The sequence below is a fragment of the Streptomyces sp. NPDC048664 genome, from assembly GCF_040650555.1.
GTDB lineage: Bacteria > Actinomycetota > Actinomycetes > Streptomycetales > Streptomycetaceae > Streptomyces.
In genome coordinates, this window is the sequence record NZ_JBEZHK010000044.1 from 37,968 (window position 1) to 55,171 (window position 17,204).

General features: G+C 72.8%; 16 protein-coding genes. 10 read left to right on the top strand and 6 right to left on the bottom strand.

Going from position 1 to position 17,204, the window contains the following annotated elements:
- Window positions 1–39 precede the first annotated feature (39 nt).
- The 5 genes from AB0C59_RS32490 (at window position 40) to AB0C59_RS32510 (ending at window position 5,036) form a co-directional block, all read left to right on the top strand.
- Complete coding sequence (locus tag AB0C59_RS32490) at window positions 40–456, top strand: SsgA family sporulation/cell division regulator (protein WP_363011019.1); 417 nt, start codon at window positions 40–42, stop codon at window positions 454–456.
- Between the two features lie 317 nt (window positions 457–773).
- Entirely contained in the window at window positions 774–2,402 is a 1,629-nt protein-coding gene (locus AB0C59_RS32495; RefSeq protein WP_363011021.1) for an ATP-binding cassette domain-containing protein, read from the top strand.
- Window positions 2,403–2,490: 88 nt separating this feature from the next.
- The gene (gene ddaH, locus AB0C59_RS32500; protein ID WP_363011023.1) at window positions 2,491–3,267 is read left to right on the top strand and encodes a dimethylargininase; all 777 of its coding nucleotides are present in this window, start codon (window positions 2,491–2,493) and stop codon (window positions 3,265–3,267) included.
- 138 nt (window positions 3,268–3,405) lie between these two features.
- Window positions 3,406–4,377 (top strand): acyl-ACP desaturase, encoded by a 972-nt coding sequence (locus AB0C59_RS32505; protein ID WP_363011025.1) that lies wholly within the window; start codon window positions 3,406–3,408, stop codon window positions 4,375–4,377.
- Window positions 4,378–4,499: 122 nt separating this feature from the next.
- Window positions 4,500–5,036, top strand: a complete 537-nt coding sequence (locus AB0C59_RS32510; protein ID WP_363011027.1) for a hypothetical protein — start codon at window positions 4,500–4,502, stop codon at window positions 5,034–5,036.
- 58 nt (window positions 5,037–5,094) lie between these two features.
- Here the strand turns inward: AB0C59_RS32510 and AB0C59_RS32515 are convergent, their stop codons facing one another.
- On the bottom strand, window positions 5,095–5,310 hold the full coding sequence (locus AB0C59_RS32515) for a hypothetical protein (RefSeq protein WP_363011029.1): 216 nt from the start codon (window positions 5,308–5,310) through the stop codon (window positions 5,095–5,097).
- Window positions 5,311–5,367: 57 nt separating this feature from the next.
- On the bottom strand, window positions 5,368–5,619 hold the full coding sequence (locus AB0C59_RS32520) for a WhiB family transcriptional regulator (protein WP_363011031.1): 252 nt from the start codon (window positions 5,617–5,619) through the stop codon (window positions 5,368–5,370).
- Between the two features lie 218 nt (window positions 5,620–5,837).
- Between AB0C59_RS32520 and AB0C59_RS32525 the strand changes: the two genes are divergently transcribed.
- The gene (locus AB0C59_RS32525; protein WP_363011033.1) at window positions 5,838–6,638 is read left to right on the top strand and encodes a VOC family protein; all 801 of its coding nucleotides are present in this window, start codon (window positions 5,838–5,840) and stop codon (window positions 6,636–6,638) included.
- 60 nt (window positions 6,639–6,698) lie between these two features.
- Here the strand turns inward: AB0C59_RS32525 and AB0C59_RS32530 are convergent, their stop codons facing one another.
- On the bottom strand, window positions 6,699–7,751 hold the full coding sequence (locus AB0C59_RS32530; RefSeq protein WP_363011035.1) for a multicopper oxidase domain-containing protein: 1,053 nt from the start codon (window positions 7,749–7,751) through the stop codon (window positions 6,699–6,701).
- Window positions 7,752–7,915: 164 nt separating this feature from the next.
- On the bottom strand, window positions 7,916–8,971 hold the full coding sequence (ligD, locus tag AB0C59_RS32535) for a non-homologous end-joining DNA ligase (RefSeq protein ID WP_363011037.1): 1,056 nt from the start codon (window positions 8,969–8,971) through the stop codon (window positions 7,916–7,918).
- Between the two features lie 78 nt (window positions 8,972–9,049).
- Here ligD and AB0C59_RS32540 point away from each other — a divergent pair, with 78 nt between their 5' ends.
- A complete protein-coding gene (locus AB0C59_RS32540) occupies window positions 9,050–10,120 on the top strand; it encodes an ATP-dependent DNA ligase (RefSeq protein WP_363011039.1) in 1,071 nt (356 codons plus the stop codon).
- Between the two features lie 160 nt (window positions 10,121–10,280).
- On the opposite strand, the gene AB0C59_RS32545 is transcribed toward AB0C59_RS32540, so the two are convergent.
- Window positions 10,281–12,965: an AAA family ATPase gene (locus AB0C59_RS32545; protein WP_363011041.1), complete on the bottom strand. Its 2,685-nt coding sequence runs from the start codon at window positions 12,963–12,965 to the stop codon at window positions 10,281–10,283.
- 187 nt (window positions 12,966–13,152) lie between these two features.
- On the opposite strand from AB0C59_RS32545, the gene AB0C59_RS32550 reads away from it, so the two are divergent.
- Window positions 13,153–14,190, top strand: coding sequence for a DUF2510 domain-containing protein (locus tag AB0C59_RS32550; protein WP_363011043.1), 1,038 nt, complete (start codon window positions 13,153–13,155; stop codon window positions 14,188–14,190).
- Window positions 14,191–14,371: 181 nt separating this feature from the next.
- On the opposite strand, the gene AB0C59_RS32555 is transcribed toward AB0C59_RS32550, so the two are convergent.
- The gene (locus AB0C59_RS32555) at window positions 14,372–14,986 is read right to left on the bottom strand and encodes a TetR/AcrR family transcriptional regulator C-terminal ligand-binding domain-containing protein (protein WP_363011045.1); all 615 of its coding nucleotides are present in this window, start codon (window positions 14,984–14,986) and stop codon (window positions 14,372–14,374) included.
- Between the two features lie 248 nt (window positions 14,987–15,234).
- Between AB0C59_RS32555 and AB0C59_RS32560 the strand changes: the two genes are divergently transcribed.
- Both AB0C59_RS32560 and AB0C59_RS32565 read left to right on the top strand, forming a co-directional pair.
- Window positions 15,235–16,062 carry a phosphatase PAP2 family protein gene (locus AB0C59_RS32560; protein WP_363011047.1) on the top strand — a complete coding sequence of 276 codons (828 nt, stop codon included), beginning with the start codon at window positions 15,235–15,237 and terminating at the stop codon, window positions 16,060–16,062.
- The gene (locus AB0C59_RS32565; protein WP_363011049.1) at window positions 16,059–17,102 is read left to right on the top strand and encodes a DMT family transporter; all 1,044 of its coding nucleotides are present in this window, start codon (window positions 16,059–16,061) and stop codon (window positions 17,100–17,102) included. Before AB0C59_RS32560 ends, AB0C59_RS32565 begins: the two co-directional genes overlap by 4 nt.
- Window positions 17,103–17,204 lie beyond the last annotated feature (102 nt).

Consider the following 17,204-nt stretch of genomic DNA (forward strand, 5'->3'; position numbering starts at 1 on the left):
CCGTCCGCGTCCAGTCAGCCGTCACAAGGGAGCAAGGCGTTGTCCACCCTCATCGAGCAGCCCGTCCAGGCCCGTCTCGTCGCCGCCGCGCCGCGGATGCAGAGCATCCCGGCCACGCTCCACTACGACCGGCGCGACCCGTTCGCGGTCCGTATGACCTTCCCCGCGCCGGCCACCCTCGAGGGCGTCGACGTCTGCTGGACCTTCGCCCGCGACCTCCTCGCGGCGGGACTGGCGGGCCCTGAGGGCCACGGGGACGTCCGGGTGCGCCCCTACGGCTACGACCGCACCGTGGTGGAGTTCCACGCCCCCGAGGGCACCGCCGTGGTGCACATCCACTCCCGGGACGTACGGCAGTTCCTGCGGCGCAGCACCGCGCTGGTGCCGGTGGGCCTGGAGCACCTCCAGCTGAACCTGGACGAGGATCTCGCGGAGCTGATGCGCGACGCGCGCTGACCCCTGGCGCGCGGGACGCGGCCGGCACCCCCTCCTCTCCTTCCCCTCCTTCCCTCCGAAATTCCGTTGACCGCCCTCGAACCGGTCCCTACGGTGTTCCACGGTCCTGTTGCCGTCGATTGGAGAAGGACGTTGCTCGTCTGAGGTCTTCGAGACACCGGCACACGACGCTGTCCGCGTCCGTGTGTGTCGTGTGCGACCTCGGCGTACGAGCCGTCCACCCACCGGCACGGGCTGACCGCCCCTGCTCGCGGACCCTCGCCCTCGCGGTGTCTCCCTCATCTCGCCCCGACCGCTTCGAGCGAACCGAGACCCGCATGTCACAGAACCCTTCCGTCACCGTCGCGTCCCTGTCCTTCTCCTGGCCCGACGGCACCCGCGTCTTCGACGGCCTCCACGTCGCCTTCGGCCCCGGCCGCACCGGGCTCGTCGGCGTCAACGGATCCGGGAAGTCCACCCTGCTCAAGCTGATCAGCGCCGAGCTCACCCCGTCCGGCGGCTCCGTGCGGGTCACCGGTCAGGTCGGGCTGCTCCCGCAGAACGTCACCCTCGACACCTCCCTGAAGGTGGACGAGGTGCTCGGCATCGCCGCGACCCGTGCCGCGCTGCACGCCATCGAGGCGGGCGACGCGCGCGAGGAGCACTTCGCGGCCGTCGGCGACGACTGGGACGTGGAGGAGCGCGCCGAGGCGCTGCTCGGCGAACTCGGCCTCGGCCATGTCGCCCTGGACCGCACCCTGGGCGAGGTGTCCGGCGGCGAGTCCGTCCTGCTGCGGCTGGCCGCGCTGCTGCTGCGCCGTCCCGACGTGCTGCTGCTGGACGAGCCCACCAACAACCTGGACCTGCACGCGCGCCGCCGCCTGTACGCGGCGCTCGAACGGTGGCCCGGCGTCCTGGTCGTGGTCAGCCATGACCGGGAACTGCTCGACCTGGTGGACCGGATCGCGGATCTGCGCTCCGGGGAGGTCACCTGGTACGGCGGCAACCTGTCCTCGTACGAGCAGGCGCTGGCCGCGGAGCAGGAGGCCGCGGAGCGCACGGTGCGGGCCGCGGAGGCCGACGTCCGCAAGCAGAAGCGCGAACTGACCGACGCACGGGTCAAGTTGGCCCGCCGCAGGCGCTACGGCCAGAAGATGTGGGACAGCAAGCGCGAACCGAAGATCGTCATGGGGGCCCGCAAGCGCGCCGCACAGGAGTCCGCGGGCAAGCACCGCATCCTGCACGAGGAGCGCCTCGCCGAGGCCCGGGAGCGGCTGGACGAGGCGGTGGACGCGGTACGGGACGAGGACGAGATCCGCGTCGACCTGCCCGCCACGGCGGTGCCGCCGGGGCGCTCGGTCCTCACGCTGCGGGATCTCCAGCCCGTGCACGGCACGCGCGTCCAAGGCGCGTTCGAGGTGCGCGGTCCCGAGCGGATCGCCCTGCTGGGGCGCAACGGCGCGGGCAAGACCACGCTGCTGCGCACCGTCGCGGGTGAACTGGCACCGGTCGAGGGCGAGGCGACGGTCCACGTGCCGCTGCGTTTCCTGCCGCAACGACTGGACGTGCTGGACGACGCGCTGACGGTCGCGCAGAACGCGGCCCGGTTCGCACCCGACGCCGACGCCAACCGGATCCGGGCGCGCCTGGCCCGCTTCCTCTTCCGTGGCGCACGGGCCGACCAGCCGGCCGGCACCCTGTCCGGCGGGGAGCGCTTCCGGGCGGCGCTGGCCGCGCTGATGCTCGCCGAGCCCGCGCCGCAACTGCTGTTGCTGGACGAGCCGACCAACAACCTGGACATGGCGAGCGTACGCCAGTTGAGCACGGCCCTGGACTCCTACGAGGGCGCGCTGATCGTGGCCGGTCACGACCTGCCGTTCCTGCGGTCCATCGGCATCACCCGCTGGTTCCTGCTCGACGGCGCGCTCACCGAGACCTCGCCGGAGGAGCTGGAGGGCCTCCTGTGAGCCGCGCCCCCACGGCGGGGGGCTTTGCCGCCGGGATCGTGGACTGCATCATGGCGGGCGACACCGGAAGCCGAGACGGAGATGGCACGTGGCAAGCAAGAAGGCACTCATCCGCCGACCCAGCCCCCGCCTCGCCGAGGGGCTGGTGACGCACATCGAGCGGGAGACGGTGGACGTCGAGCTGGCACTGGAGCAGTGGGGGGCGTACGGGGAGGCGCTGCGCACCCACGGCTGGGAGACGGTGGAGGTGGACCCGGCGGACGACTGCCCGGACTCGGTGTTCGTCGAGGACGCGGTGGTGATGTACCGGAACGTCGCCCTGATCTCCCGTCCGGGCGCCGCCTCGCGGCGCCCGGAGACGGACGGGGTGGAGGAGGCCGTGGCCCGGCTGGGCTGTTCGGTGAACTGGATCTGGGAGCCCGGCACCCTGGACGGCGGTGACGTCCTGAAGGCCGGCGACACGATCTACGTGGGCCGCAGCGCGCGCACCAACGCCGCCGGCGTCCAGCAGCTGCGCGCCGCCTTCGAGCCGCTGGGTGCCCGGGTGGTCGCGGTGCCGGTCACACGGGTGCTGCACCTGAAGTCGGCGGTCACCGCGCTGCCCGACGGCACGGTCCTCGGCCATGTGCCGCTCGTGGACAAGCCGGCGCTCTTCCCGCGGTTCCTTCCCGTCCCCGAGGAGTCGGGCGCGCATGTGGTGCTGCTCGGCGGAGGCAAGCTGCTCATGGCCGCGAGCGCGCCGAGGACGGCGGAACTCCTCGCCGACCTCGGGCACGAACCGGTCGTCGTGGACATCAGCGAGTTCGAGAAGCTGGAGGGCTGTGTGACATGCCTCTCGGTGCGCGTGAGGGACCTGTACGCGTAGCGGGGCATTCCGGCTTTACAGCGCGCTTAGCCTACGGCTTCGTAACCTACAGGCTCGTAACCTACGGCTCCGTAGCCTACGATCCCGTAAGTTCCGGCGCCGCCCGCCGGTCTGCTCAGCGTCCCCCTGGAGTTCCCCGTGACGATCACTTCCCCTCAGGCCGGCACCGACGCCGTCTGGACCGACGCCCGGCTGCTGTACGCGCTGGAGGAAGTGGTCGAGACCGAGCTGAACCGGCACCTGAAGGTCGCCAAGGACTGGATGCCGCACGAGTACGTGCCCTGGACCCAGGCCCGCAACTTCCCCGGCCACTTCGACGACGGCGTGGCCTGGGAGAAGGAGCAGTCCCAGGTCTCGGAGGTCGGTCGCATCGCCCTGGTGGTGAACCTCCTGACGGAGGACAACCTCCCGAGCTACCACCACGAGATCGCCACGCTCTTCGGGCGGGACGGCGCCTGGGGCACCTGGGTGCACCGCTGGACCGCCGAGGAGGGCCGGCACGGCATCGTGATGCGGGACTACCTGCTCGCGTCCCGCGCGGTGGACCCCGACAAGCTCGAGCAGTTCCGCATGGCGCACATGAGCGAGGGCTTCGAGTCCGACAACCGGCACTCGATGCTGCACTCCGTCGCCTACGTGGCCTTCCAGGAGCTGGCCACCCGCATCTCGCACCGCAACACCGGCCACCACTCCGGTGATCCGGTCTGCGACCGGATGCTCTCCCGCATCGCGACCGACGAGAACCTGCACATGGTCTTCTACCGGAACCTGCTGAAGGCCGCGTTCGAGCTCGCACCCGACCTGACGATGCTGGCGGTGCGGGACGTCGTGGTGGACTTCCGCATGCCCGGCCACGGCATCCCCGGATTCGAACGCGCCGCCGCGCAGATGGCGATCGGCGAGGTCTACAACCTGCGCATCCACCACGACGACGTGATCCAGCCGGTGCTGCGCTTCCTGAAGGTGATGGAGATCGACGGCCTGGGCCCGGAGGGGCGCCGTGCCCAGGAGGAACTGGGCCTGTTCATGGGCGGCCTGGACACCGAGGCCGCGCGGTTCGACGAGAAGCTCGCGGCCCGCAAGGCCCGCATGGCGGCCCGGCGCGCATAGGGCGCGCGGCCCGGGCGCGTCACCCCTGCGCTCGCGCCGACGGCAAACGCCAGGGCGCGCCACCCTGTTCGCGGGGCGCGACATCGACCAGCATGAATATGCCGGGGAGGTGTTCCGTGGACATGCGCTCACGCCCGGCGTCCCTGTCGGTTGCCGGTCGCCAGATGGTGGCGGCCCTGGAGCGGGTCATGGTGAATGCGATGTGGCGGCGAGGCGCGCAGGGGTCGGCCGCCGGTGTGCCGGTCTCTCGGCCGTGGTGCGGGCCGCGGTGGGTGGACGGCGACGGCACGGTGCTGCTGGAGGCCGGGGTGCACTGGGACATGGTGAGCGTCCCCCGCGGGCTCGGCCTGCTCGTCCTGGACATCCTGTGGTACGACCCGCTGTGCACCCCCGGGCCGACGATGGTGGACTCGGCGGCGGACCGGGTCGGCTTCTTCGTGCCGCCGCGGGCGGCGGCACGCTGGGACGGCGACGGGATCCGCCACGTGACCCGGGGGGCGTGGGTCGCCGTGCCCTCGCCGTACCTGCGGGGTCAGCGGGTGGAGTGGATCGTCCCGCCCGACGGCAGCGGGGCCCTGCATCCGCCGCTCGTGCTGGAGCCGGCGCTGCGGCGGGCCCGCCGCACGCTCGCCGTGCTGGCCACGGCGGGCGCGGACTGACCGCGACACGCGGCACCGGCGCGGCGGACGACCGGCACGCCCCGGCGCGCCGGGGCGGCTAGACGGCCTCGTAGTGGTGCGCGTCCGCGCCGCGCCACTTCACCCACGACGGATCGTCGAGCAGGTCCTCGGCGTCCGGCAGCCCCGCGCGGCCGAGGAACTCGATCACGTCCTCGTCCGAGAACGCCGTCCCGAGGCTCTCCCCGCGCGTGGTGACCCGGCGACCGCCGGTACCCGACGGCGGATGAACGATGACAGGAGCCCGTCCGGACATGTCTCCAGCATCGTCCCGCCCCCCGCGGCGCGCATCCTGACGGGCCCCGCGCCCCGGTCAGGCCAGGTCGTCGACGCGCCGCAGGTGCAGCCGCTCCTTCTCCGAGAGGCCGCCCCAGACACCGAACCGCTCGTCGTTGGCCAGGGCGTAGGCGAGACAGGCGGAGCGGCTCTCGCACAAACCGCAGATCCGTTTCGCCTCCCGCACCGAACTGCCGGGCTCGGGAAAGAAGAATTCGGCACCCGTCTGCGCACACATCGCCTGCTCCTGCCAGGCGGTGTCCGACTCAGTGATCGCTTCGATGTGCATGAGGAGATCGTGTCCGGTGGCGAAAAACGTTCGATCAACGCCGGATCAACGGCCCGTCCTGCGGGCTCACACGCCCTTCGATCATGCCCCGGCCGCCCCGGCGGCACACGGCGGCGCGCGGAGGGACGGGCGTGTCGCGTCTGTTCGGGGGCCACTGTCGGTGGGCGGTGCGAGACTCGGAACGCACAGGCAACGGGACCCCTCGAAGGAGGGCATTCATGCTCACCACCCGCTTCGTCAACGGCGCCCCGAACTGGCTGGATGTCGGCACTCCCGACATCGACGGGGCCATCTCCTTCTACCGCTCCGTCTTCGGCTGGGACTTCCGGTCGGCGGGCCCCGACTCCGGGGGCTACGGCTTCTTCCAGCTCTCCGGCAGGACCGCCGCGGGCGGTATGCAGACCACGTCCGAGCAGGGGCCACCGTCGTGGACGGTCTACTTCCAGAGCGCCGACGCCCAGTCGACCGCGAAGTCGGCCGAGCAGGCCGGCGGCACCGTGCTCGTCCCGCCCATGGACGTGATGGGCGAGGGCCACATGGCCGTCCTCGCGGACACGGCCGGGGTGCCTTTCGGCATCTGGCAGCCGGGGCGGACGAAGGGCATCGGCGTCGCCGGTGAGCCGGGCTCGCTGTGCTGGCTGGAGCTGTACACGCCCGACGTCGCGCGGGCCGCCGCGTTCTACCACCGGGTGCTGGGCTGGGAGACCGAGGGCGTCTCCTTCCCCGGCGGAACCTACACCTGCGTCAACCCCGAGGTGGGGGGTGTGGACGCCATGTTCGGCGGGGTGGTCCCGACCGCGGGTGATCCCGTCGGGGACGCGGGGGCCCACTGGCTGCCGTACTTCGAGGTGACGGACGTCGACGCCACGGTGAGCAGGGTCGTGGAGCTCGGCGGCCTGATCCAGGTGCCGGGGACGGACCTGGAGGGCGTGGGCCGTGTCGCCAGGCTGTCCGACCCGTACGGAGCGAGGTTCGCGATCATCAGGAGCGCGCCGCGCGCGTCCGCGGACCAGGGCTGAGACCGCCGACCGGGTCGGCGCCGAACCGGGGCCCGGTTCGGCGCCGGCCCGGCGAAGGGCTCAGCCGCCGTGATGGCGGTGGTGGCGGCTGCGCTGGTTGTCGCCGCTGTCCTGGTGGTTGTGCGGCATGTACTTGGGGATCCTGCCGTTCGCCTCCTTGACGATGAACAGCCCGGCCATCCCGCGGTCGGCGTGGTGCTGGACATGGCAGTGGTACATCCAGGCGCCCGGGCCCACGCCCTCGCCCGCGAGCACCTGGAAGCCGAAGGAGTCCCCCGGGCCGACGATCCTGTTGTCGATGACCGGACTGGGGTCGCCCGGTCCGCTGATGAGCCCGGTGCGGTTGTGCGCCCAGCGGTGTCCGTGCAGATGGAACGTGTGGTAGAGATCGCCGTGCGTGATCATCACGAACTCGACGCGTTCCCCGACGATCGCCTCGAAGTCGGGCCCGCCGTTCTTCATCTGATTGATCATCGTCTCGTTGAAGACGACGGTGTAGGTCTTGTCCGGCAGGACGTCGCCCGGCCGGCGGACGATCAGCGGCCCGTACAGGCCCTTGCGGATGCCGCCCGTGCCGTGTTCCGTGCCCACGACATGGTCGTGGTAGTGCCAGTACCCCGCGCTGCCCTCGCGGTACGTGCCGTCCGGGCGCAGGCCCGGTGCGTGCGTGCGCCAGACGTAGGTGCGCTTCTCGCCCGGGTTCACGAAGCTCATGGTGGTTCTGGTGCCGTCGTCGGTGATGGCGTAGTCCAGGCCGTGCACGTGCAGACTCGCCGCGGTGTCGCAGGTGTTCTGGAACTCGATGTGCAGTTCGTCGCCCTCGACCAGTTCGATGAGCGGTCCCGGAGTCGTCGCCTTCCCCTTGGCGAAGCCGTAGCCCATGCCCCCGCCGCGGGTTCGCTCCGCGAACATCTTGATCTTCTTGATCTGGCCGCCCGTGCGCGCGGTCCGCACCGCCTTCGCGGGCTCCGCCAACCCGTGTCCGGACCCGCCCTCGACGGGCGCGACCGGCCCGGGCTCGCGGGCGCCGACCGCCTCCGGGCCCACGGCCACGGAGGTCGCCACGGCGGCACCTCCCAGCAGCATCCGCCGATTGAAGACGCGTCTGTCCATGCCGGATTCCCCATCCTGTACGGAACTCACGGAGGCGAGCCGCCAGGTGGAACGACCGAGGCACGGTAGCGGCACCCATGGATGGTATGCGGATGAACCTCTTTTAAGCGGCATTTCACCCGGTATTTCGGTCGTATTCCCTGCACGCCGCTCCCCCGTCCGGGCTACTCGCCGTCGGAAGCCTCCGGTTTCCCCACCCACCCCGGACGACTCTCCCGTCGGGCCCGGCTGGGCTGCACGCGCTTGGGCTCGCCCGGCATCTTCGGATACTCGGGCGGATAGGGCAGATCACCGAGACCGTGGTCGTGCTCGTCCCGTCGGGCCAGGTCGAGGAGCGCGTCGAGCGAGAAGGCGTGGTCGTCCATGTCCGCGTGGACATCGCCGAGTTCGGCGAAGCGGCCGGGCATGGTCGCCAGGTCGAAGTCCCGGGGCGCCACGTCGTCCAGCTCCTCCCAGCGCAGCGGCGCGGACACCGGCGCATGGGGGTGCGGGCGCACGGAGTACGCCGAGGCGATCGTTCGGTCCCGGGCGGTCTGATTGTAGTCGGCGAAGATCTTCTCGCCCCGTTCCTCCTTCCACCAGGCGATCGTCACCTGATCGGGCATGCGGCGTTCCAGTTCGCGTCCGACGGCGATGGCCGCGCGGCGCACCTCGGTGAAGGTCCAGCGCGGCTCGATGGGGACGAAGACGTGCAGCCCCCTGCCGCCGGACGTCTTGGGCCAGCCCCGCAGCCCGCCGAACTCCTGAAGGACCGCGCGCAGTTCGTGCGCCACCCGGACCGCGTCGGTGAAGTCGGTGCCGGGCTGGGGATCGAGATCGATGCGGAACTCGTCGGGACGGTCGACGTCCGCGCGGCGCACCGGCCACGGGTGGAAGGTGAGGGTCCCGTACTGTGCGGCCCACACGACGGCGGCCTCCTCGGTGGGGCACATCTCGTCGGCGCTGCGGCCGCTGGGGAAGGTGATGTGCGCGGTCGGGATCCAGTCGGGCAGGTTCCTGGGGGCCCGCTTCTGGAAGAAGGACTCGCCGCCGACGCCGTCCGGGTAGCGCTCCAGGGTGGTGGGCCGATCGCGCAGGGCGCGCAGGATGCCGGGGCCGACCGCGAGGTAGTAGCGGGCGAGGTCCAGCTTGGTGAAGCCGCGCTCCGGGAAGAAGACCTTGTCGGGACTGGACAGCCGTACCGTCCTGCCGCCCGCTTCCAACTCCACCGCGTCGCCCATGCGGGCCACGGTAGGCGCGGGAGCCGGCCAATGCACGCATACCGGGCGAAACGTCTGTCATGGAGCAGAATCAAGGGCATGGATCTCCCCGTGATGCCGCCCGTGAAACCGATGCTCGCCAAGTCGGTGGCCGCCATCCCGCCCGACATGCAGTACGAGGCGAAGTGGGACGGGTTCCGGGCGATCGTCTTCCGCGACGGACCCGAGGTCGAACTGGGCAGCCGTACCGGAAAGCCCCTGACGCGGTACTTCCCCGAGCTGGTCGAGGCACTGCGGGACCGTCTGCCGCGACGCTGCGTGCTGGACGGCGAGATCGTGATCGCACGCGAGGGGCACCTGGACTTCGACGCGCTGACGGAGCGGATCCACCCGGCGGCCTCCCGGGTGCGGACGCTGTCGGAGCGGACCCCGGCGTCGTTCGTGGCCTTCGATCTGCTCTCACTCGGCGAGACGTCGCTGCTCGGCGCACCGCTCAGCGAGCGGCGTCCCGCGTTGGAGGGGGCGCTGTCGGGTGTGACGCCGCCCGTGCACCTGGCCCCGGCGACGACGGACCGGGCGGTGGCGCAGCGGTGGTTCGAACAGTACGAGGGGGCGGGGCTGGACGGGGTGATCGCCAAGCCGCTCTCCCTGCCGTACCGGCCGGACGAGCGGGTGATGTTCAAGGTCAAGCACGAGCGCACGGCGGACGTCGTGGTCGCGGGCTACCGCTTCCACAAGAGCGGCCCGGTGGTGGGCTCGCTCCTGCTCGGCCTCTACGACGACCGGGGTGCGCTCCAGCATGTCGGGGTGGCCGCGGCGTTCACGCTGAAGCGGCGCGCGGAGCTGGTGGAGGAGCTGGAGCCGCTGCGTATGGACGAGGTCGCGGGGCATCCCTGGGCGGCCTGGTCGGACGAGGCCGCGCACGAGAGCGCCCGGCTTCCGGGCGCGCCCAGCCGCTGGTCGGGGAAGAAGGACCTGTCGTGGGTGCCGCTGCGCCCCGAGCGGGTGGCGGAGGTGGCGTACGACCACATGGAGAACGGGGTGCGCTTCCGGCACACCGCGCGCTTTCGCCGCTGGCGCCCCGACCGCACTCCCGCCGGCTGCACCTACGCGCAGCTGGAGGAGCCGGTGCGCTACGACCTGGCGGAGATCCTCGGCACGTCGACCTGACTCCCGCCACGGCCGTCCTTGCCAGACACCCACCAGTGTCACGGTCGTCGGCAGGCTCGGGCCGTTGGGGCCGGTTCGGCTTGGTCGGGGTCCGCTACGGGGCCGGCGTCGGGACGGTCCCGTGCCGGTCGGCTTGCCGAGGCAGTGACCGGACGCGGCGTCAGCGCAGGCCCCTCCCCCGGTCCAGGACGGCCTGGGCGCGGGCCACGAGGCCGTCGGCACCGCAGGAGCGGGCGAGTGTCAGGCCCCGCTCGATCTCGGCCACCGATCGCGCCGCGATGCCGTAGTCGACCCGTGCCGCGGCGTGCTCCACGGCGCAGGGCGAGGCCTCCAGATAGGTCACGGCCTGCGCGTAGAGCGTGACCGCGCGCTGCCCCGTCTCCAGGGCGGCGGCCACGCGCAGGGCCTCGCCGATCGCCGTGTCGGTACCGAACAGTTCGGCCTGGCGGCGGGCGGTGGCGGCCAGCTCGGCGGCACGGCGCGGATCGACACCGGCCAGCGCGCGGGCGAGGTGGCCCGCCCACGGCGCCTGCACGGTGTTGTGGCCGCGTCCGGCGCACGCCTTCTCGGCCGCCTCCAGTTCGCCCACGCCCTCCTCGGTCCTGCCGACCGCGAGCAGCAGCCGGCCCCGCACGGAACGGATGTCGGGCAGCACGATCGTGGACGGGTAGGGCGGCTCGAAGCCGTAGCGCTCGGCGAGGGCCCAGGCCTCCTCGTCGTGCCCGCGGGCGAGCAGGGTGTCGATGAGACCGCAGGTCGCGGACCAGTACAGGGGCAGTCCGCGGCCGACCCGCTCGGCCAGGCGCAACGACTCGCGCAGCACGGTCTCCGCCTCCCGCAGACGGCCCCGCCTGCGGTGCGCGAGTCCGAGGTAGGCGTTGGCCAGCGCGAGGTGGCCGCCCCTCCAGCCGGCGGACTCGTAGGTGCGCAACGCCTCGGTGAACAGGTTCTCGGCCCGATCGAGCCGATCCGTGTACGCGTAGGCACTGCCCAGCATCAGCAGCAGTTCGATGCCCCACTCGCCGTCGGTCCACCCGAGACCCGGGGCGAGACGGCCGTTGACGAGGGCCCGGTCGCACAGTTCCACGACCTCCTCGGCGTTCTCACCGTGGGTCATCGCGTCGAAGCCGCGCAGGATCAGCAGCGCCCGCTCGGAGTTGTCCCGCCCGGTGCAGGTGGCGGCCAGTTCGGCGAGCTCGCGCGAGCGGGCCGGGGAGTCGCCCTCGGCCGCGTGGATGCCCTCCCACATGTAGTGCACGGCCTGCAGACGCATCCGCGAGGGGCCGGGGTCGAGCCGGGCGGCCTCCTCGTCGATGGTGCGGACGGCCTCGTCCAACTGGTCGTTGTGCACCAGTGCCTGGGACAGCCGGTACACGGCGCTGACCCGGTCGCCGCCCTCCAGGCCGGGCATCGCGAGCGCCGCCTGAAGGTAGTCGATGGTGGTGACGGGCGAGGTCAGCAGGGTGGCGCAGCCCAGTTCGTAGAGCACGTGCGGGTGGATCTCGGGCAGCGGGGGCTCCAGCAGGGCCCGTTCGAGGCAGCGGCGCGCGGCCTCGGGAGCACCGACGGCGAGGTGTTCCCGGGCTGCCTCGCGCATCTGCTCGACCAGCGTCTCGTCGTCGTCCGGGTGCACCTCCAGCAGATGGCGGGAGGCGGCGGCCGCACCACGACCGGAGTCGCTGACGACCTGTGCGGCGATGCCGTGCATCGCGGTGCGCAGCCCGTCCGGGATCGAGCGGTAGACGGCGGTGGCGATCAGCGGGTGCACGAACTCCAGCTCACCGCCCTCGGTCGGGCCGCAGGCCGCGTCGACCGGCGTGAGGATGCGGGCGGCGCACAGCAGTTCGGCACAGCGCAGCGCCTCGTCCTCGCTCATGGTGGCCAGCCGTGCCACCAGCTGCACGGTGGCGCCGGTGCCGAGGATGGCCGTCGCCCAGGCGAACCGGGTGGCCTCGACGCCGAGGCCCTCCAGCCGGGCGACCAGGCCGTGGCCGCGGGCCGACTTGTTCAGCGGGCGCAGTTCACCGGCGGAGTCCTCGACGGGAGCGAGCCGGCTGTCCAGCACCTTGGCGAGGAGTTCGACGGTGTCGTAGGGGTTGCCGTTGGTCACGGCCCACACCTCGCGGCAGAACGCGGCGTCCGCGTGTGCGCCGACGACGGCCCGGGTGAGTCCCTCCACGGCGCCGGGTGTGAGGTTGCGCAGGGAGTTGACCGGGCCCCGGGCGGAGGCGGTGATCGCCTCCAGATGGCGCGCGCTCCCGCCGGTCGCCTCGCCGGGCCGCAGGGCGACCGCCACGAGCACATGCAGGTCGTCGAGCCGTTCGCAGAAGGCCGACAGCCAGTGCAGGGTCTCCTGGTCGGCCCACTGCGCGTCGTCGATGACCAGGAGCAGCGGCCACTCCCGCTTCGCGAGCCGGGAGACGGCCGCGACCAGCCCGTCGCACACGCCCTGCGGGTCGGCCTGCCGGTCACCGGGGTCGGCTATGCCGAGGGCGGGGCCCGCGACCTCGTACCAGTCGCCCAGGTACTCGCGCGCCTCCTCCGGCATCAGCTGGAGCAGCGCGGGCTGGAGCAACTGCCGTACGACGTTGAAGGGGACGGATGTGACGGTCTCGCCGCCGCGTGCCGCCCACACCGTGCAATGGCGCTCCTCCGCGACGCGGCGCAACTCGGTGAGGAGCGCGGTCTTGCCGATCCCGGCCTCCCCGTCGAACACCAGCAGACTCCCCGACTGCGTCCGCGAGGTGTCGGCGCACAGGGCGTCGACGGCCTCGGTGATGACGGCGAGTTCCGCGTCGCGTTCCCACAGGGAATCCGAGGGGGCCGCGGGCCCTTCCTCCGTCATCCCGGTACCTCCCCAGGTTCGCCCAAATGACGTACAGAGAGGGAGCGTAGCGGCACCGGCGCCATGGTGGAGGCCCCTCCGGGCACCTGTTGCCGTGATGGGTGAAGCGGGTGGTGACAAGGCGACGCGCCAGGCCGGTGACCGCCCCTCTCATCCGACTTTCACCCATGGCTCCTACGGTGGTTCCATGACGCAGGTGACTCCCCCCGGCTGGTACCCCGACCCCGGGCAGACAAGTGACGCTCCCGCCTCCGAGCGCTGGTGGGACGGCGGGGCGTGGACGGACCGGACCCGGCCCGCCGATCCGGCCGCCGCCTGGGGTCCGCCGACGCCCTCGCCGGCCTTCGACGACCCCGCGTACCGGGGGGCGTACGGCGGCGCGCCGTACCCCGGCGCCCCTCCCGTGCCGGCGCGGCGCGGGGCCCGGGTCGCGGCGGCCGTCGCCGTGGGCGTCCTGGTCCTCGCCGGGATCGGCGGCGGGGTCTACGCGCTCACCGGTCATGACGGCCGCGCCGCGAGCTCCGAGGGCGCCCGGAAGCCGGGCGGGCCGGACGGGTTCGGCGGGTCGGGGGGCCGGGGTGGTCAGGACGGCCAGGGCGGCCAGGGCGATCCCTTCGGCGGCCAGGACGGTCAGGGCGGCTCGGGGGGTTCCGGCGGCTCGGACTCCGGGCCCGGGCAGCCGCGTCAGGAGGACGGCTTCGCCGGCGACCCGTTCAACGGCATCAGCATCCCGGTGCCCGACGGCTGGAGCGGCGGCACGATCCAGGGCGGCGCGCAGGTCACGTCCCAGGGGTCCTACAAGTGCCCCGGTGACACCTCGAAGACCTGCAGCCCCGGCGGGGCCTACTCGGCGAGCGCGAAGGACCAGGGGCTGACGGCCACCACGTCCCGGGCGGCGGCCGAGCAGGACATCGCCAAGAACGCGCAGGAGTCGTACGGCGGCAGCTCCTACGGCGGCATCACCTCGCACCAGGTCCTGGCGTCCAAGGCGGTGACCGTGGCCGGTGAGCAGGGCTACATGGTCCGCTGGAAGGCGGTCACCAGCAAGGGTGCGGACGGGTACGTCGAGTCGCTGGTCTTCCCGTCGCCCGTCGCCTCGGGACGGCTGGTCGTGGTCCGCTTCGGCGTGGACGCGGACACGAAGGGTCCCGGCCTGTCGGTCCTGGACCGGATCACCCAGGGCATCAAGGCGTCCTCGGCGGGCGGCCCCGGACAGACCGTCTGACCCCACCGCCGGGATCGCTCCCGGCCCCGGACGTACTGCGGCCGGGTGGGCGCTCCCTCCGCTCAAGGAGAGCACCCACCCGGCCGGGGGTGCGCCGCCCCCGTCCCCACGGTGCGGCGCCGACAGGCCGGTGTCCGGTCATCCCACGGATCCCGGCCTGAGTCTCATGTCGGCTCGGGCCTCATGTCAGCCCGAGCCTCGGGATGATCACGGCGTCGACGAAGCGGGTGAGGTACTCCTCGTCCGCGTCCCGCCCCTCCAGTACCGGCCGCAGCCGCAGCAGGCCCAGCAGCTGCGCGGGGATGTACTCCAGCGCCGGATGCCCCGCGGGCACCTCCCCGCGCTCCACGCCCCGCTGGATGATCTCCTGGAGCGCCTTGACCTCGGGCTCGATGAGCGCTTCCCGCAGGGCCTGGGCGAGTTCCCGGTCCTGCATCACCGCGGGGACGAGGGCCTGGAACAGCGTGGTGTCACGCCCGGACCACTCGGCCGCCGCGCGGGCGACGGCGCGCAGGTCCCCGGCGAGCGAGCCCGAGTCGATGCCCGCGAACCGTACGCAGCGGGCCGATCTGAGGGCGGCGGCCACGAACTGGGGCTTGGTCTTCCACTGCCGGTACAGCGTCGACTTGCTGCACCGGGTGGAGGCGGCGACCCCCTCCATGGTGACGGCCTCGTAACCGCACTCGCGGATCTGGTCGAGCACGGCGTCGAAGAACTCCCGCTCACGCTCGGCGGTGAGCTTGGAGCGGCGCGAGGCGGCACCCGTGTCCGGTGCGTCCGCTGCCTGCGACGTCATGAACTTCGCTCCTCGGTCGGGGGCCCGGCGGGCGTGGGCCTCTTCACAACACTATATCGATACGCCAGTGTACCGGTACGCCAGCGTATCGGTACACTGGCGTATCGGTACACTGGCGTATCGATGAGCCTTGGACAGGACCCACTCCGGTGTCGCACGACATCCGCCGGACGGACCGTCGAGTGGACCTTGTCCTGGGCTCACCACGCACCGCCTCAAGCACACACCGTCAGCAAAGGGGCCGGGGGATGAATTCCCTAACCGAGCCTGAAGGGCGAGGGGTGGCCACCGCCTCGCGCCGGCCACCCCTCCTCCGTGAGCTCCTCCTGGTCGCGGGGCTCTTCCTCGTCTACAAGTTCGGGCGCCGGCTCGCGAACGGCCACACCGGCGAGGCGTACCGCGACGCGCACCGCCTGTGGGGCTGGGAGCGCGCGCTGCACCTGCCGGACGAGGGCACCCTGCAGTCCGTGGTGCTGCACGGCACCGCCCTGGTCCGCGGGGCCAACCTCTACTACGTGGCCGTCCACTTCACGGCCACCGCGGCCTTCCTGGTGTGGCTCTACCTGCGGCGCCCCGACCACTACCTGTGGGCCCGCAGGGTCCTCGCCCTGCTCACCGGCGCCGCGCTGGTCCTGCATCTCACCTTCCCGCTCGCCCCGCCGCGGATGCTCGACGTCGCGCACCTCGTGGACACCGGACGGGTGTACGGGCCGACGGTGTACGCGGCGAAGCCCGCCACCGACACGATGGCCAACCAGTTCGCCGCCATGCCCTCCCTGCACTTCGGCTGGGCGCTGATGATCGCGATCGGCCTGGTCGCCGCCACCCGGTCGCGGCTGCGCTGGCTGTGGCTGCTGCATCCGCTGGTGACCCTGTTCGTGATCGTCAGCACCGCGAACCACTACTGGCTGGACGCGATCACGGCGGGCCTGCTGCTCGCTGCCGCGCTGGCCGTGGTCCCCGCACCGTCCTCGGCGCGGCGCGGCACGAGCGGCACGCTGCCGCGCTCGACGCCGCCGGTCAGGCGCGCGCGTCCCGCGGCCGACCACTCCGGCCTGGTCGGAGCCGGGCGATGAGCGCCACGGTCCTGGCCATCGTCCTGTCGCTGTTCTCCGCCGTCGCCTACGCGGCGGCGGCGGTGGCCCAGCAGCGGCTCGCGGCGCGGAACGCGGGCAGCGGGCTGCTGCGGCTGCTCGGGCACGGCGCCTGGTGGTGGTCGGTGCTCCTCAACGCCTCTGCGGCGCTGCTGCACGTGGCCGCGCTCAAGTACGGTCCGCTGACCCTGGTCCAGCCGCTGGGCGCGCTCACCCTGGTGGCCGCGGTGCCGCTCGGGGCGCGGGCGGCCGGGCGCCGGGTGAGTTCCCTGGAGTGGCGGGGTACGGCCCTGACCCTGGCGGGTCTGGCCGCGCTGCTGGTGACGGCGTCCGGGCCGGAGCCCGACAGGGTGCTGAGCCTGCCGCAGGCACTGGCGGTGGCGGGGGCGACCGCCGCCGCGATCGGCGTCCTGGCCCGGCGGGGCGCCCGGCCGGGGCTGCGGCACGCTACCGCGTCCGGGGTCGCCTCCGGGGTCGCCTCCGCGCTCACGCAGACGGTCACGGTGGCGGCCACGGACCGCTCCGGCCCCCTGCTGAGCGTCCAGGTCGTCGTGGTCGCGCTGCTGGTGGCGGCGTTCGCGACGAGCGGCCTGCTGCTGTCCCAGACCGCGTACCGCGACGGCCTCGGGGCGCCCCTGGCGCTGGTCACGCTGGCCAACCCGGTCGCCGCCGGGGTGATCGGCCTGTGCCTGCTGGGCGAGCGCCTCCAGGGCGGTATGGCCGGCCTGTCGCTCGCGGCGGCGGGTGCGGGTCTGGCGTCCTGGGGCGTGGTGACCCTGTCCCGGAGCGCGCCGGAGCCGGTCGCGTCGGGCGGCGGTCCGCGCCCGGTCATGGCGGCCGGCGACCGGGCGACGGCCCTGGTCGGCGACGATCACCCGGTCGCCGCCGTGCTCGCGCTGGGGGCCCTGGAGGGCGGCCCGGTCGGCCGCGGCGCGCTCTCGGTGCCGCGGCAGCTCGGGCCCGTACCCACGAGGCCCGCGCCGTCGAAGCCCGTACCGCCCGAGCATCTGACCCCGCTGTGACGGGAGGCCGGGTCCGGAGCGGACGGCCCCGGGACGAAGAACGGCGGCCGGGGCGGGGGGGGCAGGCGGGGCCGCGGGGCGGAGCCGGAAGTGGCAGGCGGC